At 73.2% G+C, this 25,655-nt stretch carries 21 protein-coding genes; 14 read left to right on the plus strand and 7 right to left on the minus strand.

Translation table 11 applies throughout. The annotated features are described in order from the left end of the window. Positions 1-117: 117 nt before the first annotated feature. From ruvA to LX83_RS17685, 7 genes are all read left to right on the plus strand, one after another. On the plus strand, positions 118-714 hold the full coding sequence (gene ruvA, locus LX83_RS17655) for a Holliday junction branch migration protein RuvA (RefSeq protein ID WP_253772670.1): 597 nt from the start codon (positions 118-120) through the stop codon (positions 712-714). An 87-nt stretch (positions 715-801) separates the two neighbouring features. After that, positions 802-1,866, plus strand: a complete 1,065-nt coding sequence (gene ruvB / locus LX83_RS17660; RefSeq protein WP_407649605.1) for a Holliday junction branch migration DNA helicase RuvB — start codon at positions 802-804, stop codon at positions 1,864-1,866. Between the two features lie 135 nt (positions 1,867-2,001). Further along, positions 2,002-2,409, plus strand: coding sequence for a preprotein translocase subunit YajC (gene yajC, locus LX83_RS17665; RefSeq protein ID WP_253772672.1), 408 nt, complete (start codon positions 2,002-2,004; stop codon positions 2,407-2,409). 224 nt (positions 2,410-2,633) lie between these two features. Continuing rightward, a complete protein-coding gene (gene secD / locus LX83_RS17670; protein ID WP_253772674.1) occupies positions 2,634-4,421 on the plus strand; it encodes a protein translocase subunit SecD in 1,788 nt (595 codons plus the stop codon). 1 nt (position 4,422) lies between these two features. Then, complete coding sequence (gene secF, locus LX83_RS17675) at positions 4,423-5,679, plus strand: protein translocase subunit SecF (protein WP_407649601.1); 1,257 nt, start codon at positions 4,423-4,425, stop codon at positions 5,677-5,679. Beyond that, complete coding sequence (locus LX83_RS17680) at positions 5,676-6,230, plus strand: adenine phosphoribosyltransferase (protein ID WP_253772676.1); 555 nt, start codon at positions 5,676-5,678, stop codon at positions 6,228-6,230. Before secF ends, LX83_RS17680 begins: the two co-directional genes overlap by 4 nt. A 133-nt stretch (positions 6,231-6,363) precedes the next feature. After that, positions 6,364-8,664: a RelA/SpoT family protein gene (locus LX83_RS17685; protein ID WP_253772678.1), complete on the plus strand. Its 2,301-nt coding sequence runs from the start codon at positions 6,364-6,366 to the stop codon at positions 8,662-8,664. 150 nt (positions 8,665-8,814) lie between these two features. Here the strand turns inward: LX83_RS17685 and LX83_RS17690 are convergent, their stop codons facing one another. Beyond that, positions 8,815-10,884 carry a prolyl oligopeptidase family serine peptidase gene (locus tag LX83_RS17690; protein WP_253772680.1) on the minus strand — a complete coding sequence of 690 codons (2,070 nt, stop codon included), beginning with the start codon at positions 10,882-10,884 and terminating at the stop codon, positions 8,815-8,817. A 239-nt stretch (positions 10,885-11,123) separates the two neighbouring features. Here LX83_RS17690 and LX83_RS17695 point away from each other — a divergent pair, with 239 nt between their 5' ends. Next, positions 11,124-12,377 carry an MFS transporter gene (locus LX83_RS17695; RefSeq protein WP_407649606.1) on the plus strand — a complete coding sequence of 418 codons (1,254 nt, stop codon included), beginning with the start codon at positions 11,124-11,126 and terminating at the stop codon, positions 12,375-12,377. Positions 12,378-12,475: 98 nt separating this feature from the next. Here LX83_RS17695 and LX83_RS17700 read toward each other — a convergent pair whose 3' ends face one another. Beyond that, on the minus strand, positions 12,476-13,222 hold the full coding sequence (locus tag LX83_RS17700; RefSeq protein WP_253772684.1) for a peptidylprolyl isomerase: 747 nt from the start codon (positions 13,220-13,222) through the stop codon (positions 12,476-12,478). A gap of 289 nt (positions 13,223-13,511) precedes the next feature. Here LX83_RS17700 and LX83_RS17705 point away from each other — a divergent pair, with 289 nt between their 5' ends. Genes LX83_RS17705 through LX83_RS17715 form a run of 3 tightly spaced genes read left to right on the plus strand, consistent with a single transcriptional unit; the run spans position 13,512 to position 16,205 of the window. After that, a complete protein-coding gene (locus LX83_RS17705; RefSeq protein WP_253772818.1) occupies positions 13,512-14,237 on the plus strand; it encodes an MBL fold metallo-hydrolase in 726 nt (241 codons plus the stop codon). Positions 14,238-14,247: 10 nt separating this feature from the next. Further along, the gene (gene hisS, locus LX83_RS17710) at positions 14,248-15,558 is read left to right on the plus strand and encodes a histidine--tRNA ligase (RefSeq protein WP_253772686.1); all 1,311 of its coding nucleotides are present in this window, start codon (positions 14,248-14,250) and stop codon (positions 15,556-15,558) included. After that, the gene (locus LX83_RS17715) at positions 15,555-16,205 is read left to right on the plus strand and encodes a hypothetical protein (RefSeq protein WP_253772688.1); all 651 of its coding nucleotides are present in this window, start codon (positions 15,555-15,557) and stop codon (positions 16,203-16,205) included. The genes hisS and LX83_RS17715 overlap by 4 nt, the downstream gene beginning before the upstream one ends. Before the next feature lie 98 nt (positions 16,206-16,303). Here the strand turns inward: LX83_RS17715 and LX83_RS17720 are convergent, their stop codons facing one another. After that, positions 16,304-18,256: a YibE/F family protein gene (locus LX83_RS17720; protein WP_253772690.1), complete on the minus strand. Its 1,953-nt coding sequence runs from the start codon at positions 18,254-18,256 to the stop codon at positions 16,304-16,306. Between the two features lie 168 nt (positions 18,257-18,424). Here LX83_RS17720 and LX83_RS17725 point away from each other — a divergent pair, with 168 nt between their 5' ends. After that, positions 18,425-19,480: an Rv2578c family radical SAM protein gene (locus LX83_RS17725; protein ID WP_253772692.1), complete on the plus strand. Its 1,056-nt coding sequence runs from the start codon at positions 18,425-18,427 to the stop codon at positions 19,478-19,480. 22 nt (positions 19,481-19,502) lie between these two features. On the opposite strand, the gene erm is transcribed toward LX83_RS17725, so the two are convergent. After that, entirely contained in the window at positions 19,503-20,321 is an 819-nt protein-coding gene (gene erm, locus LX83_RS17730) for an ErmE/ErmH/ErmO/ErmR family 23S rRNA (adenine(2058)-N(6))-methyltransferase (RefSeq protein ID WP_253772694.1), read from the minus strand. Positions 20,322-20,907: 586 nt separating this feature from the next. After that, positions 20,908-21,351 (minus strand): pyridoxamine 5'-phosphate oxidase family protein, encoded by a 444-nt coding sequence (locus tag LX83_RS17735; protein ID WP_253772696.1) that lies wholly within the window; start codon positions 21,349-21,351, stop codon positions 20,908-20,910. A 124-nt stretch (positions 21,352-21,475) separates the two neighbouring features. Between LX83_RS17735 and LX83_RS17740 the strand changes: the two genes are divergently transcribed. Next, a complete protein-coding gene (locus LX83_RS17740; protein WP_253772698.1) occupies positions 21,476-22,039 on the plus strand; it encodes a TetR/AcrR family transcriptional regulator in 564 nt (187 codons plus the stop codon). A gap of 23 nt (positions 22,040-22,062) precedes the next feature. Here LX83_RS17740 and LX83_RS17745 read toward each other — a convergent pair whose 3' ends face one another. Continuing rightward, positions 22,063-24,210: an NACHT domain-containing protein gene (locus tag LX83_RS17745; RefSeq protein WP_253772700.1), complete on the minus strand. Its 2,148-nt coding sequence runs from the start codon at positions 24,208-24,210 to the stop codon at positions 22,063-22,065. 225 nt (positions 24,211-24,435) lie between these two features. Between LX83_RS17745 and LX83_RS17750 the strand changes: the two genes are divergently transcribed. Then, positions 24,436-25,230, plus strand: coding sequence for a TIGR03084 family metal-binding protein (locus tag LX83_RS17750; protein WP_253772702.1), 795 nt, complete (start codon positions 24,436-24,438; stop codon positions 25,228-25,230). A gap of 235 nt (positions 25,231-25,465) precedes the next feature. Here the strand turns inward: LX83_RS17750 and LX83_RS37850 are convergent, their stop codons facing one another. Then, positions 25,466-25,588 carry a putative leader peptide gene (locus LX83_RS37850; protein WP_301328368.1) on the minus strand — a complete coding sequence of 41 codons (123 nt, stop codon included), beginning with the start codon at positions 25,586-25,588 and terminating at the stop codon, positions 25,466-25,468. Between the last annotated feature and the right edge of the window lie 67 nt (positions 25,589-25,655).

Below are 25,655 nucleotides of genomic sequence, written 5' to 3' on the forward strand. Positions count from 1 at the left end.
CGGTGCGGTGCGGTCGGCGGGAGCGGCGGGGTCCGGCACGGCCGGCCCGGCCGGTGACCCACAATCTGGGGGCCCGGTGACCACACCGGCCCAACCCGGCACAGGAGGTGCTGACCGGTGATCTCATCGCTACGCGGACGCGTGCTGTCCGTCGGGCTCGACCACGCCGTGGTGGAGGTGGGCGGCGTCGGGTTCGCCGTGCAGGCCACCCCGTCCACCCTGGCCACCCTGCGCCGGGGCGAGGAGATCACGCTGGCCACGGCCATGGTGGTGCGCGAGGACTCGCTCACCCTGTTCGGCTTCCCCGACGCCGACGGGCGGGACCTGTTCAACCAGCTGCTGACCGTGTCCGGGATCGGGCCGAGGCTGGCGCTGGCCATGCTGGCCGTGCTGGAGCCGGACAAGCTGCGCACCGCGCTGGCTGGCGGCGAGATCAGCGTGCTCACCCAGGTGCCCGGCATCGGGCGCAAGGGGGCCGAGCGGCTGGTCATCGAGCTGCGCGACAAGGTCGGGCGGCCGGCGGTCACCGACGGCGGACCGGTCGGGCCGGACACCGAGCAGGTGCGCGCCCAGGTCGGCGAGGCCCTGCTCGGCCTGGGCTTCCCGGCCAAGCAGGCCGAGCAGGCGGTGGCCACGGTCCTGGCCGACAGCCCGGGCCTGGACACCTCGGCCGTGCTGCGCCGGGCCCTGGCCCTGCTCGGGCGCAAGCGCTAGGCCCGAGCGGCACAGCGGGCAGCACCGCGGTGACCAGCAGCACCAAGTCAAGCACCAACCCAGTGGACGGATGACCCGGTGACCGACATCCAGGACGAGCCCTACGACCCGGCCGAGTCGGGCGACACGCTGTCGCCGCTGGCCGTGCCCACCGAACGGGACGTCGAGTCCACCCTGCGGCCGCGCAACCTCGCGGAGTTCGTCGGCCAGCCGCGGGTGCGCGAACAGCTGGAGCTGGTGCTGCACGGCGCCATGCGCCGCGGCGACCCGCCCGACCACGTGCTGCTGTCCGGCCCGCCCGGACTGGGCAAGACCAGCCTGGCCATGATCATCGCCGCCGAACTGGGCAGCGCCATCCGGATCACCTCGGGCCCGGCCCTGGAACGGGCCGGTGACCTGGCGGCCATGCTGTCCAACCTGGTCGAGGGCGACGTGCTGTTCATCGACGAGATCCACCGGATCGCCCGCCCGGCCGAGGAGATGCTGTACCTGGCCATGGAGGACTTCCGGGTCGACGTGGTGGTGGGCAAGGGACCCGGCGCCACCAGCATCCCGCTGGAGATCGCGCCGTTCACCCTGGTCGGCGCCACCACCCGGTCGGGGTCGCTGACCGGGCCGCTGCGCGACCGGTTCGGGTTCACCGGGCACATGGAGTTCTACTCGGCCGAGGAGCTGGAGCTGGTGGTGCGCCGTTCGGCCACCATCCTCGGCATCGACCTGCACGGCGACGGCGCCGAGGAGATCGCCAGGCGGTCCCGGGGCACACCGCGGATCGCCAACCGCCTGCTGCGCCGGGTGCGCGACTACGCCGAGGTGCGGGCGGACGGCTCGGTCACCAGGGCGGTGGCCAGGGCCGCGCTGGAGGTCTACGACGTGGACGAGCTGGGCCTGGACCGGCTGGACCGGGCGGTGCTGTCCGCGCTGGTCCGGTCCTTCGGCGGCGGCCCGGTGGGCGTGTCCACGCTGGCGGTGGCCGTGGGCGAGGAACCGACTACGGTGGAAGAGGTATGTGAGCCATATCTTGTTCGGGCTGGCATGCTGGCACGTACGCCGCGTGGCCGGGTGGCGACCGCGGCGGCCTGGGTCCACCTGGGGCTGACCCCGCCGGACGAGGCCGTCGGGGAGGTACCGAGCGGGTCGCAGGACGGGTGAACAGCACCCGGTGCGACCACTGCCACGGCCTCCGGCTCGGGTCCTGACGGGTGGACCTGGCACACTCGAAGACAGGCATCCAGATAAATCGGGCGTTTCGCTGCATTGCCGGCGGCGTCCGCCGAACGGAGAACGATGCAACTCTCGTCCCTGATGTTCCCCCTGCTGCTGGTGTTGGTGGCGGTGCCGCTGTTCCTCAGCGCCCGCAAGCAGAAGCGCGCCATGCAGGACATGCAGCAGATGCAGAACTCGCTGGGCCCCGGCGACCGGGTCATGACCACCTCCGGCCTGTACGGCACCGTGGTGGAGACCGGTGAGGACACCATCGACCTGGAGATCGCCCCCGGCATGGTCACCACGTGGGTGCGCGCCGCGGTCCGGGAGAAGGTGAACCCCACGGTGGATGAGGACACCGAGGAGGAGACCCTCTCCGCCGAGGCCGACGACGACACCACGGCGCTCGACACCGACACCGACTCGGCCGGCACCCCGCAGAGCACCGCGCAGCTCGCCGAGCCGCTGGAGCACAGCAAGAAGAAGTAGGCCGTTCGAGCGGGGATGACGGGGGAGCATCCCGCCCAACGGGGCAGCGCCCGGAGCCGGCAGGACCAGTTGGCTCCGGGCGGTGACGCGTGCCTCACACCATGCGCGGTACGCTGCGCCCTCGCCGCACCGACACAGTGAGGTGAGGGCGTGTTGTCGTGACCCGGACCGGGTCGCGGTGGCGCGCTGACAACCAGACAGACGCTTGAGGAGACGGACGGACCGTGGCACCTCCGGCCGGGCAGATCCGCCCAGGACGTTATCTCGCGGTTTTTGCCCTCATCGTGGTCGTGCTGTACGCGCTGGTGTTCTTCACCGGCGGCGGCAAGGCCACCCCGAAGTTGGGCATCGACCTTCAGGGCGGTACGCGCGTCACGCTGACCGCGCGATCGCCGGACGGCGCCGACCCGTCCAGGGAGTCGCTGAACCAGGCCAGGCAGATCATCGAGACCCGGGTGAACGGGCTCGGGGTCAGTGGCGCCGAAGTGGTGCTCGACGGCAACAACATCGTCATCACCGTTCCCGGTGACCAGGGCGACCAGGCGAAGAGCCTCGGGCAGACCGCCAAGCTCGGGTTCCGCCAGGTGCTCAACGCCACCGCGGCCACGCCGCCGGCATCCGACCAGTCCGGGTCCACCGAGTCGTCGAGCCCGCCGGCCAGCTCCCAGCAGCCCTCGGGCGAGCAGCAGCCCAGCGGGCAGGCGCCCAGCGGGCAGTCACCGAGCACCCAGCCCTCGGACGGCACCTCGCCGCAGGGCGCGGGCGGCTCCGGCGGTGGCGCCCACCAGCAGGCCGACCCGGGTTCGTCCAGCCCGTCGACCCCGTCGTCGACCCCGTCGTCGACCCCGCAGACCTCCAGCGGCGCGCCCACGCCCAGCGCGGACCAGAACGACCAGGTGTCCCAGGAGATCCAGCAGGCCAAGGCGCTGCGGCAGAGCGAGGACCCGAACATCCAGCAGCAGGCGCTGGCCATGCTGACCTGCTCCACCGACCCGGAGCACCCGGACCCGCTGATCGGCAACGACGACCCGAACCTGCCGCTGGTCACCTGCAGCGAGGACGGCACCGCCAAGTACCTGCTGGACAAGGTGTTCCTGGAGGGCAGCGAGATCTCCAACGCCGCCGCCAGCACCAACCCCAACGGCCCGGGCTTCGTGGTCAACCTGACCTTCAAGAGCGCCGGCGCCACCACGTGGGCCGACTTCACCTCGGCCAACGTCGGCCAGCAGGTCGCCGTGGTGCTGGACACCAAGGTCGTGTCCGCACCCCAGATCAACCAGGCCATCCTCGGCGGCAACACCGAGATCAGCGGCAACTTCAACCAGGCCGAGGCGCAGCAGCTGGCCAACGTGCTCAAGTACGGGTCGCTGCCGCTGTCCTTCGCCTCCTCCGAGGCCGAGACGGTGTCGGCGACCCTGGGCCTGGCCTCGCTGGAGGCCGGCCTGATCGCCGGTGGCATCGGCCTGGCCCTGGTCATCGTGTACTGCCTGTTCTACTACCGGCTGCTCGGTGTGCTCACCGTGCTCTCGCTTGGCCTGTCCGGCGTGGTGGTCTACGCGGTGTTGGTGCTGCTCGGCCGGTGGATGGGCTTTACCCTCGACCTGGCGGGTGTCGCCGGTTTCATCATCGCGATCGGTATCACCGCCGACTCGTTCGTGGTGTTCTTCGAACGGATGAAGGACGAGGTCAGGGAGGGCCGGACGTTCCGGTCCGCCGTGCCGAGGGCGTGGGTGCGGGCCCGCCGCACCATCCTGTCCGCGGACATGGTGAGCTTCCTGGCCTCGGCCGTGCTCTACGTGCTCGCGGTCGGCCAGGTGAAGGGCTTCGCGTTCACCCTGGGTATGTCCACCGTGCTGGACCTGGTGGTGGTCTTCCTGGTCACCCACCCGCTGGTCGCGCTGACGGCCCGGTCCAAGACGTTGTCCAGCCCGAAGCTCTCTGGTCTTGGCGCGGTGCGCGCGGCCGGCAACCAGCGCGCGGCCAGCCGGTCGACCGCCGTGAAGGAGGCGTGACGTGTCGAACCCTGACGCACCCACAGCGGGTCAGCCGTCCGGCGACGCGGGCAAGCGGACCGGCCGCAAGGAGAGCGTGTTCCACCGGCTCTACGTGGGCACCGGCGCGTTCGACATCGTCGGCAAGCGCAGGCGCTGGTACATCTTCTTCATCGCGCTGGTGCTGGTCTGCGTCGGCTCGATGGTGTTCCGCGGGTTCAACCTCGGCATCGACTTCGAGGGCGGCACCAAGATCCAGATGCCGGCGGCGGGCGCGACCGGCACGGCCACCGTCGAGCAGGTGACCGACGTCTTCCAGCAGGCCGTGGGCCAGCCGCCGGCCGCGGTGCAGACCGTGGGCAGCGGCGGCTCGGCCAGCGTGCAGATCCGCGCCGAGACGCTGGAGACCAACCAGGTCGCCGACCTGAAGAAGGCGCTGTACGACAGGTTCCAGCCGCTGGGCAGCAACGGCCAGCCCAGCGAGCAGGCGATCAGCGACAGCAAGGTCAGCGCGTCCTGGGGCGGTGAGATCAGCCGGCAGGCGCTGATCGCGCTGATCGTGTTCCTGGTGCTGGTCACCGTCTTCCTCGCGGTCTACTTCGAACGCTGGATGGCGGTGTCGGCGCTGATCGCGCTGGTGCACGACGTGGTGGTCACCGCGGGCATCTACTCGCTGTCCGGGTTCGAGGTCACCCCGGCCACCATCGTCGGCCTGCTGACCATCCTCGGGTTCTCGCTGTACGACACCGTGGTGGTGTTCGACAAGGTCAAGGAGAACACCCGGGGTCTGCTCGGCCTGACCAGGCGCACCTACGGCGAGGCCGCCAACCTGGCGCTCAACCAGACCCTGATGCGGTCGATCAACACCTCGCTGATCGCGCTGCTGCCCGTGCTCGGCCTGCTCATCGTGGGCGTCGGCGTGCTCGGCGTCGGCACCCTGCAGGACCTGGCCCTGGTGCAGCTGACCGGCATGCTCGCCGGCGCGCTGTCCTCGATCTGCCTGGCCACCCCGCTGCTGGTCGACTTCAAGATGCGCGACCCGGCGTTCAAGGCGCAGGCGGCCCGGGTGGCCGCCCGCCGGGTCAACCTGGCCCGCAAGGCCGCGCAGGCGGCCGAGGGCGGTGCCGAGGGCGTGGAGTCCACCGACGACGAGTCGCTGGAGGAGGAGCTGCGCCGGGAGCGGGCCATGGCCGCGGCGGCCAGCGTGCCCGCCCGCACCCCGAGGGCGGCCCGGCCCAGCGGCAAGTCGGCCCGGACCGCCGGTAAGAGGCGGCGATGACGGGGGTGGTGGACCCGAGCGTGGCCGGGCGCGCGGACCTGGTCCGCGCGCTCGACCTGATCCGGGACATCCCCGACTTCCCGCAGCCGGGTGTGCTGTTCAAGGACATCAGCCCGCTGCTGGCCGACGGCGCCGCGGTGCGGGCCGTGGTCGACGCCATGGCCGCGCAGGCCGGTCCCGAGGTGGACCTGGTGGTCGCGCTGGAGGCCAGGGGCTTCCTGCTCGGCGCCGGCGTCGGCTACGCCAGGGGCCTCGGTGTGGTGCCGGTGCGCAAGCCGGGCAAGTTGCCGGCGGTCGCGCACCGCATCGACTTCCAACTGGAGTACGGCACCGCCACCTTCGAGCTGCCGGCCGACGTGCTGTCGCCCGGTGCCCGGGTGCTGGTGGTGGACGACGTGCTGGCCACCGGCGGCACCATGGAGGCCGCCTGTGAGCTGGTCGAACGGGCCGGCGGCACGGTGGTCGGGGTGTCGGTGGTGCTGGAGCTGGCGGCGCTGGGCGGTCGACGGCGTTTGGCTGGGCGGAACGTGCACACACTGCTCACCGTCTGATTGACCACGCTCGGCGCCGGTCCGGACGAGGCCAGGGGTTGGCGGAGTTATCCTCGGGTTCACGGGGAATTCCCCGTGAACCCCAGCCAGTCCGACACCGTCCGGACCGGCGCTGAGCAGGTCGGGAGCGTGGGTGAGCCAGGACACCGAAGCCGCCGCCGGACCACCGGGTCCAGTGGTTCGGCAGCCGTCGGCGACCCGGCGTGTCCGGGCCCGGTTGGCCAGGCGGATCACCGCGCAGCGCGCCGCCCCGGTCAAACAGGTGCTGGAGCCGCTGGCCGCCGTGCACCGCGAGCTGCACCCCAAGGCCGATCTGGCGCTGCTGCAGCGCGCCTACGACGTGGCTGAGGAGAAGCACCGGCTGCAGCGGCGCAAGTCGGGTGACCCCTACATCACCCACCCGCTGGCCGTGGCCACCATCCTGGCCGAGCTGGGCATGGACACCACCACCCTGGTCGCCGCCCTGCTGCACGACACCGTCGAGGACACCGACTACTCGCTGGAGCTGCTCAGCCAGGACTTCGGCGACGAGGTCGCGCACCTGGTCGACGGGGTCACCAAGCTGGACAAGGTCAAGCTGGGCGCCGCCGCCGAGGCCGAGACCATCCGCAAGATGGTCATCGCCATGGCCAAGGACCCCCGGGTGCTGGTCATCAAGCTGGCCGACCGGCTGCACAACATGCGCACCATGCGCTTCCTGCCGCCGGAGAAGCAGGCCCGCAAGGCCAGGGAGACCCTGGAGGTGCTGGCGCCGCTGGCCCACCGGCTGGGCATGGCCACGGTCAAGTGGGAGCTGGAGGACCTGGCCTTCGCCATCCTGCAGCCCAAGAAGTACGACGAGATCGTGCGGCTGGTGGCCAACCGGGCCCCGTCCAGGGACACCTACCTGCGCAAGGTCGTGGCCGAGCTGTCCACGCAGATGAGCGAGGCGCGCATCCAGGCGCAGGTCGCCGGCCGGCCCAAGCACTACTACTCGATCCACCAGAAGATGATCGTGCGGGGCCGCGACTTCGACGACATCCACGACCTGGTGGGCGTGCGCATCCTGGTGGACGAGGTGCGGGACTGCTACGCGGCCATGGGCGTGGTGCACGCGCTGTGGCAGCCCATGCCCGGCCGGTTCAAGGACTACATCGCCCAGCCCCGGTTCGGCGTGTACCAGTCGCTGCACACCACGGTGATCGGCCCCGACGGCAAGCCGTTGGAGGTGCAGATCCGCACGCACGAGATGCACCGCAGGGCCGAGTACGGCATCGCCGCGCACTGGCGCTACAAGGAGACCAAGGGCACGCACGCCGGCAAGGCCGTCGAGGTCGACGAGATGGCCTGGATGCGGCAGCTGCTGGACTGGCAGCGGGAGGCCGCCGACCCGGGCGAGTTCCTGGAGTCGCTGCGCTACGACCTGGCGACCAGGGAGATCTTCGTGTTCACGCCCAAGGGCGACGTGATCACGCTGCCGGCCGGGTCGACCCCGGTGGACTTCGCCTACGCCGTGCACACCGAGGTCGGCCACCGCTGCATCGGCGCGCGGGTGAACGGCCGGCTGGTCGCGCTGGAGCGCAAGCTGGAGAACGGCGAGGTCGTCGAGATCTTCACGTCCAAGGCCGAGGGCGCCGGCCCCAGCCGGGACTGGCTGACCTTCGCCGCCTCGCCCAGGGCGCGCACCAAGATCCGGCACTGGTTCGCCAAGGAGCGCCGCGAGGAGGCCATCGAGGCCGGCAAGGACAGCATCAGCAAGGAGGTCCGCCGGGTCGGGCTGCCGCTGCAGCGGCTGGTGTCCGCCGACTCCATGGCCGCGCTGTCCCGGGAGCTGCGCTACCCCGACGTCAGCTCGCTGTACGCGGCGGTCGGCGAGGGGCACACCTCGGCCAGGCACGTGGTGCAGCGGCTGGTGGCGCTGCTCGGCGGGGTCGAGCACGCCGAGGAGGAGCTGGCCGAGCGGTCCACGCCGTCCACGGTCACCCGCCGCCGCGCCTCGGGCGACGCCGGCGTGGTGGTCAAGGACGCCAGCGACGTGTGGGTGAAGCTGGCCCGCTGCTGCACGCCGGTGCCCGGCGACGACATCCTGGGCTTTGTCACCCGGGGCGGCGGGGTCAGCGTGCACCGCACCGACTGCACCAACGCCGACGCCCTGATGGCCGCGCCCGAGCGGCTGGTGGACGTGGAGTGGGCGCCGTCGGCCTCGTCGGTGTTCCTGGTGGCCATCCAGGTCGAGGCGCTGGACCGGCACCGGCTGCTCTCCGACGTGACCAAGGTGCTGGCCGACGAGAAGGTGAACATCCTGTCCGCGTCGGTGACCACGTCCCGGGACCGGGTCGCGGTCAGCCGCTTCTCCTTCGAGATGGGCGACCCCAAGCACCTGGGCCACGTGCTCAAGGCGGTGCGCAGCGTGGAGGGCGTCTACGACGTCTACCGCGTCACCTCAGCCTCCTGACCAGGCAGGCCGGCTGCCGGGTTCGCGCCGTTGGGGCGGCCACCACCCACCCCCGTGGGTGACCCACCCGCGAGTCGGGCGTTCCGCGCGCGCGAGTCGACATTTCGCGCACCGCCGTTCGGGTGATGGGCCACCCGAACGGGTGGCGGGCTAGGTCGGGTTTCCGGGGTAGCTCATGCCGAGTTCGCGCATGACGAACGCGAGCCACTCGGCCTGCTGGCGGGCGGAGACCTCCGGGTCGAGGCTGCCGTGCCCGACGTCGTCCCACACCCGCAGCAGCACCGGGTGGCCGCTGGTGGTGGCGTGCTGGAGCGCGGCGGTGAAGCGGCGCCCGTGGCGAACCGGGCAGCTGATGTCGGTGGCGCCGAAGATCTGGAACACGGCCGGGTAGGACACGCCGTCGCGCACGTTGTGGCACGGCGAGTACGCGTGGATCGCGGCGGCGTCCTCGGGGTTGTCGGGGGAGCCGTACTCCTGTTCGTAGAACGACCGGATGATCTCCGCGCCCGGGCCGTCGGTCACGGGTTCCAGCACGTCGAGCACTGGTACCTGGGCGACAACGGCACGCCAGAGGTCCGGCTGTTGGGTGATCGCCACCCCGGCGACCAGACCGCCGTTGGAGGCACCGTGGAAGGCCAGCCGGTCCGGCGTGGCGATGCCCCGGGCGATCAGGTCCTCGGCCACCGCGCGCAGGTCATCGAAGGTGTGCTGCTTGGCGCGGCCCCGGCCGGCCTCGTACCAGTCGCGACCGTACTCGCTGCCGCCGCGCAGGCTCGCCTGCACGAATACGCCACCGGCCTGCACGAACGGTGCGTTCTCGGCGAGGAACGCGGGAACCCACGGCAGGTTGAAGCCGCCGTAGGCGTTGACCAGGGTCGGCTGCGGCACGGTGCGGTCCAGATCCGCCCTGGCGACCACGAAGTAGGGCACGCGTGTGCCGTCGGCCGAGGTGGCGAAGGACTGCTCGACGACGATGCCGGGCAGGTCCGCGCCCGCCTCCACCACCTCCAGGGCGGCATTGTCCACGTCGAGTTCGCAGGTGGTGTAGGCCGTGGTGAACGTGCTGGCCGAGAACAGGAACGCGGCCGAGGGCGGGCGCAGCCGGCCAGGGCCCACCAGGCCCAGCGAGGCACTGGCCGGCGGCAGGGGGGCGCGGCCCACCAGGGTGCCGTCCGGCTGGTGGACGCGGATGTCCAGGCTCACGTCGCGCAGCGCGCTGACCACCAGCCGGCCCCGGACGACCTGGACGCCGCGCAGCACCAGGTCGCCGGTGGGAACCAGTTCCCGCCAGGTCGCCGGATCGGTCGAGGTGGCCACGGGAATGGCGACCAGCCGACCGCGTGGCGTGTCCGTGGCGATCGCCACGTAGGTGTCGTCGTCCAGCCAGTCGCCGTGCAGTTCGGCGTCGAACCCCTCCGGCGTGAAGGGCCGCCACCGCCCGGTTCGCTCGTCGCCGATCATGGTGGCGACGTGCTGGTGGGGTGAGGTGACGACGAGGACGTGCCGGCCGTCCGGGGACACCTGGGGGACCAGGCCGGTCACGGTCGCGGGCACGTCGGCGAGGGCGAAGCTGACCGGTGGGCGCTCCGGTGTGCCCGGCGCCACCGGGGCGAACAGCAGTTGGTGTCCGCCGTCGGCGGCGCGGCCGTGCAGGTAGAAGCCGCTGCCGTCGGGCAGCCAGGCCGGCAGCGCGGCGTTGCCCTGCAGCGTGGGCACGGACACGTCCAGCAGGTGGCCGCTGTCCACCTCGACCACCCGGTACACCCCGAACGGGGCGCCGCCCACGGACTCGCTGAAGGCCACCAGTCGGCCGTCCGGCGAGGGCTGGAGGTAGACCAGGGTGCTCGGCCGGCCGTCGCCGCGCTGGGCGGTCAGCCGGGCCGCGTCGATGACGACCCGGCCGGGGTCGTCCCGGTCGTCGGACACCCGGATCGCCTGCCCGGTTCCGGCATCGTCCTGTCCCAGCCAGAACCACCGGCCGCCGACCAGAACCCGCCCGCCGAGCGCGCCGGCGATGAAGTCCCGCAGCGCTGGCTTGATCGCCTCGGCCAGTTCGGCGACGGGGAGGTCCTCGAGCGCGGTGGTCGTGGCGGCGGTCTGCCGCTCCTGCCAGCGCAGCGACTCCTCGGTGTCCGACCGCAGCCAGTCGTAGGGGTCGGTGAAGGTGATGCCGCCAACGGCCCTGGTGACCGGCTGGCGTGGGGTGGGGGTGGGCGACATGGAGTCTCCTTGTCCGGCATTTCAGATGTTAATGTCATCTGAATGATGAGAGTATCTTGTTGATCGCGCGAGGGTGCTGTCAAGGTGGGGGGCGCGGGCGATGGCCGGAAGCTTGTGGATGTTGGCCGTCCGATCACTGGTCCGACCGAGGGGTGCTGGCCGACGCTGAGCCGGTGACTCGACCAACGGACGTGCGTGCCGCCCCGGTGCGGTCGCGTGGGATTCACCGCGCCTGGATCGTGGCCGCGGTGGCATTCGTGGCACTGGTGGGCGCGGCCGGCTTCCGGGCCACCCCCACGGTGTTCTTCGGCCCGCTGCACGCCGAGTTCGGCTGGCCGACCAGCCTGATCGCCTCGGCGGTGTCGATCAACCTGGCCCTGTACGGGCTGACCGCGCCGTTCGCCGCGGCGCTGATGGAGCGCTTCGGCATGCGCCGCGTGGTGGCCGGTGCCCTGGTGCTGGTCGCGGCGGGCAGTGGCCTGACCGTGTTCATGACGGCCAGCTGGCAGCTCGTGCTGTGCTGGGGCGTGCTCATCGGCCTGGCCACCGGCTCGATGGCGCTGGCCTTCGTGGCCACCGTGACCAACCGCTGGTTCGTGCACCGCCGGGGCGTGGTCACCGGTGTGCTGACCGCCGGCGGGTCCACCGGTCAGGTGATCTTCCTACCGCTGCTCGCCGCCCTGGTGGACACGTCCGGGTGGCGGGCGGCGGCACTGACGGTGGCCGGCGCCGCCCTGGTCGTGGTGCCCCTGGTGGTCTGGCTGCTCCGCGACCACCCCAGCGACGTCGGCCTGCGGCCCTACGGCGCCCCGGAGGAGCCGGCCGTGGCCGCGCCGCCCTCGGCACCGGCCAACAACGCCGCCCGCCGCGCGCTGACCGTGCTGGGCCAGGCCGCGCGCACCCGGGCGTTCTGGTTGCTCGCCGCCAGTTTCGCGATCTGCGGGATGAGCACGAACGGGCTGGTGCAGACCCACTTCATCCCGGCCGCCCACGACCACGGCATGCCCGAGACCACCGCGTCGGGTCTGCTCGCCCTGGTCGGCATCTTCGACATCGCGGGCACGGTGCTGTCCGGCTGGCTGACCGACCGGTTCAGCTCGCGCTGGCTGCTGGTCTGGTACTACACGCTGCGCGGCGGCTCACTGCTGTTGCTGCCGCACCTGTTCGCGCCCACCGCCGAGCCGGGCATCTGGGTGTTCATCATCTTCTACGGGCTGGACTGGGTGGCCACCGTGCCGCCCACGGTCGCGCTGTGCCGGCAGGCGTTCGGCGAGGCCGCCCCGATCGTGTTCGGCTGGGTCTTCGCCGCCCACCAGCTCGGCGCCGGCATCGCCGCGGTCGGGGCCGGGGTGATCCGGGACCACTTCGGCGAGTACACCCTGGCGTGGAGCGCGGCGGGCGCGCTGTGCGCGGTCGCGGCGGTGTGCTGTGCCGGGGTCCGGCCCCGCCGCCCGGCCCCGGTCCCGCCGGAGCCGGCGGTGGCCGGGGGCTGACCGGGCTGACCCGAGAACGGCGACGGGGCGGCCACCCGAGTGCTGGGTGGCCGCCCCGTCCGCTGGGTCGCAACCAGAGCTGCTGAGTTTTGCCCTGATCAGTTGAGCACGGTCGCCTGCTGGATGTGCACCGGTGTCTTGGGCGCGCCGTCGCCCTCGGACCGGCTGTTGTCCGACCCGGCCGCGGCCACCTTGTCCAGCACGCCGAGGCCGGCCTGGTCGACCGTGCCGAACACGGCGTAGTTCGGCGGCAGCGTGGAGTCGCCGTAGACCAGGAAGAACTGGCTGCCACCGGAGTTGGGCTGACCGGTGTTGGCCATCGCCACCACCCCGCGCGGGTAGGTCACGGCCTGGCCGGTGGCGTCCGGCTTCAGGTCGGTCGGGTTCTCGTCCGGGATGACGTACCCGGGGCCGCCGCTGCCCTGGCCGGTCGGGTCACCGCACTGCAGCACCTTCAGCACGTCCGAGGTGGTCAGCCGGTGGCACGTGGTGTTGTCGAAGTACTGCTTCTGCGCCAGGTGCACCATGCTCTGCACCGTGCACGGGGCCTTGGCCCGGTCCAGCACCAGTCCGATGTCGCCCTGGTCGGTCTTGAGGGTGACCTGGGTGGTGCCCGAGTTCGGCGTCGGGTCGGGGTCGTCGGGCAGCCCGGCTTCCTTGGCCGCCGGCTCCTGCGGGGTCTCCGCGTACTTGCACGGGCCCTCGGTGGTCTTGCCCGCCGGCGTGGAGCTGGGCGTGGGGCTCGTGGAGTTCGCCGCCGCCGCCGCGTCCTCGCCTCCGGTCCGCGTGACCAGGTAGTAGACGCCGCCAACGACCAACAGGGTCAGCACGATGGTGACGCTCACCCCGATTCGCCTGCGTCGCTTGGCTCGCTCAGCTCGGCGAGTGAGCTGACGCTCCAACTTGCGCTTGGCTGCCTGACGACGCTGTTCGTTGCTCGGCACCTGCTCCCTCCCGGGGGGATTCAGTCAAAGGGGTCGGGGGCGCAGTCTAGGGCCACACGCTGTGAGCAGGGTGTGGCGGTTGTGTGCACAACCTGAGAAAGCCCGGTCCCGCTACCCTTGACGGGCGGCTCACCGCGGTCCGCGTCACGGCTACGCTCGCCCTAACCGGCTGGTCATGGAGGTGTGCCTCGTGCTCGTCGTCGGGTTCCCGACCGGAGCCCTACAGGCCAATTGTTACCTGCTCGCCGCGGGCGAGGGGGAGGCGTGCGTCATCGTCGACCCCGGCCAGGACGCGGTCGACCCGGTGCTGGCGGCAGTGCGCGAACACCGGCTGTCCCCGGTGGCCGTGCTGCTCACCCACGGGCACTTCGACCACGCCTTCTCCGTGGCGCCGATCTGCGACGGCGACGACCTGCCGGCGTGGATCCACCCGGCCGACCGGCCGCTGCTCAGCGATCCGCTTGCCGGCCTCGGCGCGGCCGCGGCCAGCTTCTTCGGTGGCCGGATGAGCATGCGCGAGCCCAGGCAGGTGCGCGAACTGACCGACGGGGCCGTGCTGGACCTGGCCGGGCTGCGGCTGACCGTCGACCACACCCCGGGCCATACCAGCGGGTCGGTGACGTACCGCACCGGCACCGACGAGGGCGGGCAGCTGCTGCTGTCCGGCGACACCCTCTTCGCCGGCTCCATCGGACGCACCGACCTGCCGGGCGGCGACATGACGCAGATGGTGGCGTCGTTGGTCGGCAAGATCCTGCCGCTCGACGACGACACCGTGGTGCTGCCCGGCCACGGACCGACGACGACCATCGGCCGCGAGCGCGCCAGCAACCCGTACCTGCGCCAGGCACGCCAACTGGGCAGTTCTCGGATGAGCACCGGACCAGCCTCGTCAGGCCCGCAGCAAGGACTGTGAACCAACTCCCATGACGACTTTCAGCGCCCCCAAGGGCATTCCCGACTACTTCCCCCCGGCCTCCTCGGCGTTCCTGGCGGTCCGGGAGACCCTGGCCGCCTCGGCCCAACGTGCCGGCTACGGCTACGTGGAGCTGCCGATCTTCGAGGACACCGCGCTGTTCGCCCGAGGTGTCGGCGAGTCCACCGACGTGGTGAGCAAGGAGATGTACACCTTCGCCGACCGCGGCGGCCGCTCGGTGACGTTGCGGCCGGAGGGCACGGCCGGGGTGATGCGCGGGGTCATCGAACACGGCCTGGACCGGGGCCAGCTGCCGGTCAAGCTCTACTACGCCGGCCCGTTCTTCCGCTACGAACGCCCGCAGGCCGGCCGCTACCGGCAGTTGCAGCAGGTCGGCGTGGAGGCGATCGGCGTGGACGACCCGGCGCTGGACGCCGAGGTCATCGCCATCGGCGACGCCGCCTACCGGGCCCTGGGCCTGACCGGCTACCGGCTGGAGCTGACCTCGCTGGGCGATGCCGCCTGCCGGCCGGCCTACCGGGAGAAGCTGCAGTCCTTCCTGCGCGACCTGCCGCTGGACGAGGCGACCAGGCAGCGCGCCGAACTCAACCCGCTGCGGGTGCTCGACGACAAGCGGCCGGAGATGCGCGAGCTGCTCGCGGACGCCCCGCTGATGGTCGACCACCTGTGCCCCGCATGCCGGGAGCACTACGAGCAGGTCAAGGGCTACCTCAACGACCTCGGGGTGAAGTTCACCGAGAACCCGAGGATGGTGCGCGGGCTGGACTACTACACCAAGACCACCTTCGAGTTCGTCCACGACGGGCTGGGCGCGCAGTCCGGTATCGGCGGCGGCGGCCGCTACGACGGGCTCATGGCCGAGCTGGGCGGGCAGCCGCTGTCCGGGGTCGGCTACGGCCTTGGCGTGGACCGCATCCTGCTGGCCTGCCAGGCCGAGGGGCTCACCGTGGGCGACGCGGCGCGCTGCGAGGTGTACTGCGTGCCGCTGGGCGAGGCGGCCAAGGCCCGGCTGGTGGCGCTGGCCGGCCAGCTGCGCCAGGCCGGGGTGCGGGTCGACCTGGCCTACGGCGGCAAGGGCCTCAAGGGCGCGATGAAGGCCGCCGACCGGTCCGGGGCCCGGCTGGCCCTGGTGCTGGGTGAGCGGGACCTGGCCGAGGGCGCGCTGCAGCTCAAGGAACTGGGCAGCGGCGAGCAGCGGTCCGTGCCCCTGGTGGACGCGGTGACCACCGTGCGCGAGGCGGTGGACCTGCTGCGCGCGAACGGCGGCAACCCGAGCGGCGGCAAGGACAGCGCCCGGTGAGCAGCGAGCAGGCCGACGCCGGCAAGTCCGACCGGATCTCGCTCGACCTGCTGGACCTGGCCGCGGTGCGGCGGCGGGCGCGGTCGGTGGCGATCGGCGGCCTGATGGTGGCCGCGGCCTTCGGCGGCATCGCCGGGCTGATCGGCGGCCGGGTCGCCGGCCTGGTCACCGCCGTGGTGGTGGGGCTGCCCCTGGAACTGCTGGCCTGGAGCGAGTCGCGGCGGCGCACCTGGCTGCGCGGCACCCAGGTGTCGGCCAGGGCGTTCGGCACCAGAACCGTCGACCTGCACCGGCTGGACCAGCTCGACCTGCTCGTCAGCGACCTGCGGGGGCAGCGCACGGTCGGGCTGTTCGTCGCGGGCGGCGGCAAGGCCATCAACCTGCCGCTGGCCATCTACGCCGGCACCGGTGGCCGCGAGCTGGGTGTGTTCCCGCTGCGGCGGCTGGCCGACAGCCTGGCGGGCAGCGGTGACACCAGGGGACTGGTGTTCGCCGAGCTGCTGGTGGCCCAGTTGCGCGCCGAGGCGCGGGGCGCGGCCGTGGGCGAGCGCCCGCTGTACAAGCTGGGCTCGCTGGCCCCGGGCGGCCGGCTGGCCCAGAAACTGCGCCCCGACGCGGTGTCCCGGTTCGTGGCCACCCTGGACTGACGGGCCGCCCCGGGTCCTCCACAGTGGACTGAGCACAGTGGACTGAGTACGACTGAACACAGTGGACTGACCGAGACGGGTCAACCGCTGTGGACGCCTCAGCGGCGGTCGTCCCGGTCGGCGGGCGGGTCGTCGGCGAACCAGCCGGTGGCCGGTCGGGGCGGCTGGGGCCGGCGCGGCGGCCGGTTCGCCGGATCGGTGGGCCCGGGCCAGCCCGGTGCGGTGGGGCCGCCCGCCGGCCCCGGTCGGAGCTGCTGGCCGCTGTCCTGGTCGGGGAACCGCGCCGGCCGGTCCCGGTGCGGCGGCCGGTGCTGTCCGGTGCCCTCGGCGGCGCGGTGCCCGGCGGCCGGCGCGCGGCCGGGCGGGGTGCCGGGCTCCTGGCGGAGCCGCGGCCGGGGCTGGTCCGGGTGGTGCTGGCGGGCGGGGTCCTGCGGTGGGCGCCGCGGCTGGTCGGTCCGGGCCGGTGGGTCCGGCACCTGCTGGCGCGGCCGGCTCGGCACGGGCTCGCGGCGGGCCGGTCCCGCCTCGTCGGCACCGCGCTCGTCGGCACCGCGCTCGTTGGCACCGCGCTCGTTGACACCGCGCTCGTCGGTGTCGCGCTCGTCGTTCTCCCGGGTGGCCGGTCGCCGCCCGGACCGGGGCGTGCCGAGGGGCGTGGCCTCGGGTTGGCCGGGCAGCAGCGGCGCGGGCTCCTGGCTGGCCACGACGGCGGCCAGCGCGGTGGTCAGCGGCACGGCCGCGATCAGGCCGATGCTGCCGACCAGGGTGCGGACGATCTCCTGGGCCACGGCCTGCGCGGTGAGGATCTCGCCGAAGCCGCGCCCGGCCACCGCGAACGACAGCAGCACCGGCAGCGCCGCGCCCGCGTACGCCATGACCAGGGTGTTCACCGCCGAGGAGATGTGGTCCCTGCCGATGCGCAGTCCGGCCGCGTACAGCTGTCGCCAGCCCAGGCCCGGGTTGGCCCGGCGCAGCTCCCACACCGCGCTGGTCTGGGTGACGGTCACGTCGTCGAGCACCCCCAGGGCGCCGATCACCACGCCGGCCAGCAGCAGCCCCCGGCTGTCGATGCCGTGGCCGAGCAGGCCGACCAGGTTGGCGGTGTCCTCGTCCAACCCGGTCAGCTGGCTCAGCGCGGCGAAGAGCGCGCCGAGCGCCCCGATCAGCGCCAGGCTGACCAGCGTGCCGAGCACGGCGGTGGACGTGCGCGCGGACACCCCGTGGGTGAGGTACAGCACCAGGAACATGATCAGGCCGGCGCCCACCACGGCCACGGTGAGCGGGTTCGCGCCGGCCAGGATCGCCGGCAGCACGAACAGCAGCAGCACCACGAAGCTGAGCACCAGCGCGCCCAACGCGGCCAGGCCCTGCCAGCGCCCCAGGATCAGCACGGCCACCGCGAACAGCACCGCCAGCAGCAGCATGGGGGTGTCTCGCTGGAAGTCGACCAGCTGGTAGGAGCCCGGTTCGGTCGGATCGCTGCCGGAGTAGGCGAGCACCACCTGGTCGCCCGCGCTGAACCGGGGCGTGCTCGGCTCGACCGGCACGGTCAGCCCGACGGTCCGGCCGGCCGCGTCCCCGTCGCTCATCAGCACGCTGACCAGCACGCAGCTGCCGTCCGAACCGCTCTGGTCCGGCCCTCCGGCCTGATCGGCCTGGCCGGTCTGGCCGCTCTGCCCAGTTGGGTCGGCCTGGTCGCCACCGACGCCGGGGGACGGCTGGACGAGCTGGGGTTCGCCGCTGCAACTGGCCCTGGCCACCGCCGTGACCTCGCCCCGGACCGGCACCTGGTGCAGCCCGAGTTCCGGACCGGTCGGCTGGTCGTGGCCGAACGGGTAGAGCAGCAGCGCGCCCACGGCGGTGGCCAGCACGCACGGCAGCAGCAGCACCAGCAGCAGGGTGCGCACCCGCTTCGAGGCCGGCGCGGCCGGCCCGTGGCCGTGGCCGTGCCCGTGTCCGTGGCTGGAGCCGTGCGGGTGGGCGGGGGAGTCGCTGGGGGACGCCGCACGGCGCCGGGTGGTGGGGCGGCGGTCGTGGTCGCCATCGTGCACGGTGTCATCCCGGGGAACTGGAGGGGCGGGCGCGAGCGTGGCCGGGGGCCGGACTGGCTGCTCACCGTATCCACCGCGGGGTCACCCCCGTCCGGGGGCGTCGCCGCTGTGTGCGGTGCCACGGTCCAGCGGTTGACTGTTGTTCGAACTTCTGTTCGAATCGGGAATATGCGATGGGATGCTCAGCGGGTAGACCAGGAAGACCCCGCCCTGCTGCGACTGCCAGGGCTGGTGCGCACGGTTCGGGCACCCGAGTTCGCGGGTGTGGTGTTCCACGAGGTGCGCGCCCGGTCGGTGCTCAACCAGGTGCCGGGCGGGTCGCGCATGCCGTTCCGCTGGACGGTCAACCCCTACCGGGGCTGCTCGCACGCGTGCACGTACTGCTTCGCCAGGAACACGCACACCTACCTGGACTTCGACGCCGGCCAGGACTTCGACAGCCAGGTCGTGGTCAAGGTGAACGCGCCGGTGGTGCTGGCCGCCCAGGTGCGCTCCCGCCGGTGGCGGCGGGAGCACGTGGCCATGGGCACCAACACCGACCCGTACCAGCGGGCCGAGGGCCGCTACCAGCTGATGCCCGGCATCATTCGGGCGCTCGCCGACAGCGGCACCCCGTTCTCCATCCTCACCAAGGGCACCGTGCTCACCCGCGACCTGCCGCTGCTGGCCGCGGCCTCGGCCAACGTGCCGGTCGGCCTCGCCGTGTCCATCGCCCTGCTCGACCGCGACCTGCAGCGCAGCCTCGAACCGGGTACGCCCAGCCCGCAGGCCCGGCTGGAGCTGGTGCGCCGGATCCGGGCGGCCGGCCTGCCGTGCGGGGTGCTCATCGCGCCGGTGCTGCCCGGGCTCACCGACGCGCCCGAGCAGCTCGACGCCCTGCTCGCCGCCATCGCCGCGGCCGGGGCCACCGGCGCCACGGTCCTGCCGCTGCACCTGCGGCCCGGCGCCAGGGAGTGGTTCGCCGCGTGGCTGCAGCGGGAACGACCGGACCTGGTGCCGGGCTACCGCAGGCTCTACGGCGCGGGCAGCTACGCGGACCGCGGCTACCGGCGGTGGCTGGCCGCCCAGGTGGCGCCGCTGCTGCGCGAGCACGGCCTGGCGCCCCGGGTGAGCCGCGAGGCCACCGGCGTGCCCGGTGACGACGAGGCCACCTGGCCGCACGGCAGCATGCCCTCGGGTGGCCGGGCCGGCCAGATCGACCAGGAGCAGCTCACCCTGCTGTGACCGGCCCTGCTGGAGTTGGTTCTCACCGGCCCAGGTGCAGGGCGCGGAACAGGGTGAGCCACTGGTCCGGTGCGACGAACGCCACGACGGTCCGCGGGTCCAGGTCGGCCCGGTGGAAGGCCGCGCTCACCCGGCCGGCCGGGTACCGGCGACGCAGCGAGGCGTGCAGCGAGCCGCCCACCCCACCGAAGCCGAGCTGGACGAACCGGGCGAAGGCGGCCAGCTGGCCGGGTGGCAGCAGGGCGCTGGGCCGGCGGTCCAGCCGCAGGATCCCCGCGTCGGTGGCCGGCACCGGGTGGAAGCTGGTCCGCGGGATCCGGCCGAGCAGCCGCCAGTGGAAACTCGGCCAGGACGACACGGTCAGCATGCTCCAGCGGCCGTAGTCGCCGCTGCGCTTCCGCGCGTACTCCCACTGGGTGAGCATGGTCGCCGAGGTGAGGGACGGGGCGCGCAGGCACCAGTCCACGATCGCGGCGGTGGCCCCGAACGGGATGTTGCCCACCACGGCGAACGGCTCGGCAGGTGGCCGGGCCAGCAGGAAGTCGCCGCGGACCACCCGCAGCCGGTGCTGGTTCCGGCCCAGCTCCGCCAGCTTCGCCGCCAGCGGGGGGTCGATCTCGTAGGCGATCAGCCCGCGGCAGTGGCGGACCAGGACGCGGGTGAGCGCCCCGTCGCCGGCGCCGACCTCCACGAGCAGGTCCTGGGCGCCGGGGCGGGCGGCGCGCACCAGGGCGGCGATGGCCGCCGGATCGCGCAGGAAGTTCTGGGACAGGCGGCGGCGCGCCTGGTGGCGTCCGCCGCGGGATCGGTGTTCGTCTTCGCGCTGGGCTGGGTGCGGCACGGCCGGTCGTCCTCTCCGGCCGGCCCGACGCGGTCGGACCGGCGGATCGTGGACAGGCGGCACGGGGCACCACGGCGGGCGCGGCGGGCGCGGTCGTGGTCGTGGTCGGCGCGATGAGGGTGGCGCGCCGAGGGTGGCGCGGCGGGACTTCCCAGCCGGCCTCGGCCGGCCACAGTGGACGGATACCGGCCGCTGCCCTCCACGGTGGACCTCGGCCGCCCCCGGTCGTCCACAGTGGACGAATGCGGGCGACGGCGCGGCACCCCGTGGCCTGTCCGAGTTGTCGGGGACTACTCGGTGGCCCGGGGTCGGCAGCAGGCAGGCGCACCCGCACACCCGCTGGGGCGGGGAGGGCAGCGTGATCGGGACGAGCGGGCCGAGACGCACCGCTCGCCGAACGACGTGCTACGGGATCAGGCGCCGAACGCGGTCTTGCCGACCGGGGCCGGACGCCCGTCCCGCAACCTGATCAGCCTGGACCAGCCCCAGGACCGGGGGCCGGCCAGCTTGGTGAAGACAGCGCACACGCTCGACACGGTAGGGGCCGGGCGCGGGCGGCACCAACGCATTTTCCGAGCGCGGGCGCTCAGGCCGACGGGTCCAGCTGCTCGGCCAGGTCGGAGAAGTCCGCCGTGTTCCACCGCTCCGGCCGCAGGGTGATGGCCACGTTGCCGGCCTGCCCCTCGTGGGTGGCGGCCACGTAGGCCGCGGCCAGGTCCGGGCCCAGGTAGCGCTCGGCGAACGCGCGCCGCTGGTCCTCGGTCACCGGGCGGGTGGCCACGACCGGCCCCTCCACGGTCACGTACCGGTAGGGCGCGCCCTCGTCCTGCACGCACAGGCTGAACCGGCCGGCCTCGGCGATCAGGCGCGCCTTGCGCAGCTGGGGCGAGGTCAGCACGGTGAGGTCGCCGCCCGGCTGGTAGTCGTACCAGATCGGCACGGACAGCGGCGCTCGGCCGACCTCGGCCTGCACGCTGAGCACGCCCACCCGGGGCTGCGCCAGGAACGCCTCACGTTCGGCAACGGTCATCTTCCGGGCCACGGTGGCCACCTCATTCCGGTAGGGAGCTGCTAAAGCAAGAACTGTTGTTTTAGCCACCCTAGTCCAGTCGGGAACGTTAAAACATCGGTTATCGCTTTAAGCTGGTCGGGTGATGGGGCAACGACCGGGCGGGCGCAGCGCGCGGGTGCGCGAGGCGGTGCACAACGCCGTGGTCGAACTGCTGGCCGAGGGCGATTCGGACGTGTCGATCGGGGAGATCGCCCGGCGTGCCGGGGTGAACCCGGCGAGCGTCTACCGGCGGTGGGGCAGCCGGGACCGGGTGATCATGGACGCCGCGGTCACCCGGCTGCGCGCCGCCTGGCCCATGCCCGACACCGGTTCGCTGCGCGGCGACCTGCGCGCCTGGGTGGCCGCCGTGGACCAGGCACTGGCCAGCCCGAGGGACGCGGTCCTGCTACGCGCCCTGCTGGCCACCCTGCCGACCACCCCGGAGCAGGGGCGGGAGCGGGCCGGCTACCTGGCGGACCGGGTGGCCGACATCCAGCGCGTGCTCGACCGCGCCGCCGACCGGGGCGAGTGCCGGCTCACCGTCGACGAGGTGCTGGACCGGCTGATCGCGCCGCTGTACGTGCGCGCCCTGTTCGGCGCGACCACGGCCGGGCACGGCCACCGGCTGGTCGACCAGCTGCTCGCCGACCACGGCCAGCCCGGGTGAGGCGGACCCGCGTCGGGTGTGGCTCACCCGGTACGGCGGCCCGGCCCGTCCGGCGGACGCGTGGCGAGCCGGTCCTGCATCCGGGCGTGCCGGAACTGGTAGGCGGAGCCGGCCTGGCGCAGCACCCCCCGCGCGTAGGCGTCCTGCAGGAAGCCCACCAGCCGCCAGGGCAGCCGTCGCCGGACCGCCAGCACGGTGCGGGCCACCAGGAACCACGCCCACGCCGTGCCCATCAGGCCCCGCGCGAGCACCCCCGCGACCCCGCCGGAGATCGCGCCCGGGATGGCCGCGGCCGGACCGAAGACCAGCGTGCACGCCGTGCCCGAGACCAGTCCGCCGGCCACGCCGATCGCCGTGCCCCGCACGGTCGCCACCAGCCGGTCCCTGCGGAGCAGGGACACCGGGCTCACCGGATGGGTGGCCTGGGTGGGCGCGGCCAGCCAGCTCGCCAGTCCGTCCGCCAGCCCGAAGACCAGCCCGTAGGCCAGGCCCACGGCCAGCCCGCTGGTCACCCCGACCACCAGGCCCACGGCCAGCCCACCCACCAGGCCGATGGCCAGGCCCACGGCCACCCCGCCGGCCAGGCCGGTCAGCAGCTCGTCCAGCAGCGGTCGCTGCCGCCGGCGCACCCGGATGTCCAGCCTGGACGGGGTGCCGGGGCCGAGCAGGACGGTGACGCAGCCGGCCAGCAGCCCGAACACCAGCGCGGCGGACAGCCCGCCGACCAGCCCGCCGACGATCCCCGAGGCCAGCCCGCACACGGCCCCGGCGGCCACGCCGACCCACAGGCCGATCACCGCCCTGGGCACGGCCCGGTGCAGCTGCCACCACTCCAGGTCCCGTCCGCTGCCCCGGCACGGCTGCACCGCCAGGAACGCCAGCCAGCGGGCCGCCTGGTCCGGGTCCCACCGCCGGTGCCGGCGCCGGGCGCTGGGCGCGTCGGGCGGTGCCACCGGCTGCGCGCTGAACGCGATGGGAATGACCTGGTCGAGCAGGTGCTGCTCGATGGCCGCGCGGTCGGGGAAGTCGCGCGGTTCGAGCAGCCGGCCCGGATCGGCGTCCCAGCGCGAGTAGACCAGGCCGGCGAGCGAGGCCATCAGCGGCGTGGTCAGCGCGCTGGCCAGTGCGCTGTCCGGCTGCTCGCGGAGGTGCTCGAACACCCGGTTCCACCGCTGTTGCCGGCCGTCGGGCGGGGTGGCCAGCCGGAGGTAGGTCTCCAGGTCGTCGACCCGGACCGGACCCAGCTCGACGACCGCGGCGCCGGTGAGCACGTCGTTGCCGACCACCGTGTCCTGGTACTCCTCGGCGCGGCAGGTCAGCACCAGCCGCTGACCGCCGTGCAGCACCTGGTTGAGTTCCCGCACGGCGGGAAACCGCAGGTTCTCGTCGATCTCGTCCAGCCCGTCCAGGACGTAGACGACCGATCCGTCGCCGGCCAGCTCGGCCAGGGCGGTGGCGCCGTAGGTGCGGTCGTCGCCCAGCCACGGGTAGTCCTCGCCCAGCCGGCGCCGCGCCCAGGCGTAGAAGTTCTCCCCGGTGGGGTTCCAGGTGGACAGCGACAGCAGCACGGGCACCGGGCCGTCCGGCCGGCGCCGGCTCAGCGCGCCGAGCACCAGCAGCACGGCGGCCACGGTCTTGCCGCCGCCCGGCTCACCCAGGATCACCATCCGCCCGGACGGCAGCCGCTCGAAGAAGTCGACCAGCCGGTCGAGGTCGCTGTCCGGGCCTGGCGCGGGCGTGCCCGCCAGCACGGCGGAGCCCAGCGCGGTCCTCGGGTGGTCGGCGACCGGGCGCCTGGTCAGCGTCCAGCGCAGCCGCAGCGGCTGGGGGTCGTGCAGGTTCCTGGACGACGCCTCCGCCGCCCACTGCGCGCGGACCGCCCTGGCCAGGCTGTCCCGCGCCTCGGTCAGCTGCGCGCGGGTGCTGGCGCTGGGCCGGCGGCCCGGACCGGCCCAGACCCAGGTGAGCACGGCCAGCACGCAGCAGCCCACGGTGACCAGGCCGGTCAGCGGCTCGCGCCCGTTCTCGACCCAGACCAGGCCCACGGCCGCGGCCAGCGTGACGGTGATGGCGGCTGCCGCCGCGGTGGACAGGGCCCGCATCAGGCCGGCCAGCGCGGTGACACGTGCGGGGAACGGCTCGCGATCATGCTGGTTCTCTCTGCTCAGCAAGACTTCGGTTGGGCGGCGCAACCACTGTTCAGCCGTATGTGCGTTGCTCCAAAGGCTACCGCCGAAAGTCGCCCATCGTGATCGACAGATCACATTTCGTGATGAAGGGCGCCGGTCGACCAGCGTGGGCGTGCGCCGCTTGACCACCGGGTGATCAGCCAGCACGCTGCGTGGCGCGGGGTGATCAGGAGCCGCCCCGGCGGCGGGAGCGAGGAGGCTGCCCACGTGACCGACCTGGCGAGCGTGCTGGCCGACCTGCGCGCGGAGAGCGCGGAACTGGAATCCCTGGTGGTGGGGCTCGACGCGCCGGGGCTGGCCACCCCCACGCCGGCACCCGGCTGGACCGTCGCCCACCAGCTCAGCCACCTGTGCTGGACCGACCAGCAGGCGGTGTGGGCGGCCACCGACCCGGCCGGCTTCTCCGCGCACTACCAGCACATCAGCCCGGAACAGCTGGGCGAGCGGGTCGAGGCCGGCGCGGCCGAGGGCGTCGGCCGGCCACCGGCCGACCTGCTGGCTGACTGGCGCGCCGGACGCGACGCCCTGGCCGACGCGCTGCGCGCGCTCCCGGCCGACACCCGGGTGGTGTGGTTCGGGCCGGCCATGAGCCCGACCTCCATGGCCACCGCCCGGCTGATGGAGACCTGGGCGCACGGTCAGGACATCGCCGACGCCCTGGGGCGGCGCCGACGGCCCACCGCCCGGTTGCGGCACGTGGCCCACCTCGGCGTCCGCACGTTCGGCCACGCGTTCCGCACGCACGGGCAGCCCGTGCCGGACGAGCCGGTCCGGGTCGAGCTGCGCGGTCCGGACGGCGAGTCGTGGACCTGGGGGCCGACCGAGGCGGCCAACCGGGTCACCGGCCCGGCACTGGACTTCTGCCTGCTGGTCACCCAGCGGCGCCACCGCGACGACCTCGGGGTGCGCGCCCAGGGCGAAATCGCCACCCGGTGGCTGGCCCTGGCCCAGGCGTTCGCCGGACCGCCCGGGCCGGGCCGGACCCCCGGACAGTTCTCCTGACCGCTTTTCCCGGCCGCGTCCGTGAATTCCGGCCGGCCGGTTTCACCGGATTTCCCGTGAATTCCGGGCAGGCCGGAGGAACGACTGCGCGGAAACTGCGGCGATCGCGTCGAAAACCGATGTGGGAATTTCCGCGAACAGCGTGGTGAACCAATCCGCGCGCGGTGCTTCTGATCGCTCGGGGAAATCGCACGCGGAAAACGCGCGGTGGGCGCCGGCGCGCGGAAACAGTGGACTACCGGTGGCGACAGGCGGCGCTGGCCACCCGGAGCAGGTCGATGTGCCGGCGGCGGGAGTGCCGGGACACCAGTGCGCCTCGGGCGCCGGGGCACAGGGCCCGGTCGGTCGGAATGGCCACCGGCTGCTCCTCTCCTGGTGCGCCGGACGCGGCCGGGGCGGGTCCGCGGCCACCACCGATGGAAACC

Origin of the sequence: Goodfellowiella coeruleoviolacea (assembly GCF_024171785.1) — a bacterium.
Lineage (GTDB): Bacteria > Actinomycetota > Actinomycetes > Mycobacteriales > Pseudonocardiaceae > Goodfellowiella > Goodfellowiella coeruleoviolacea.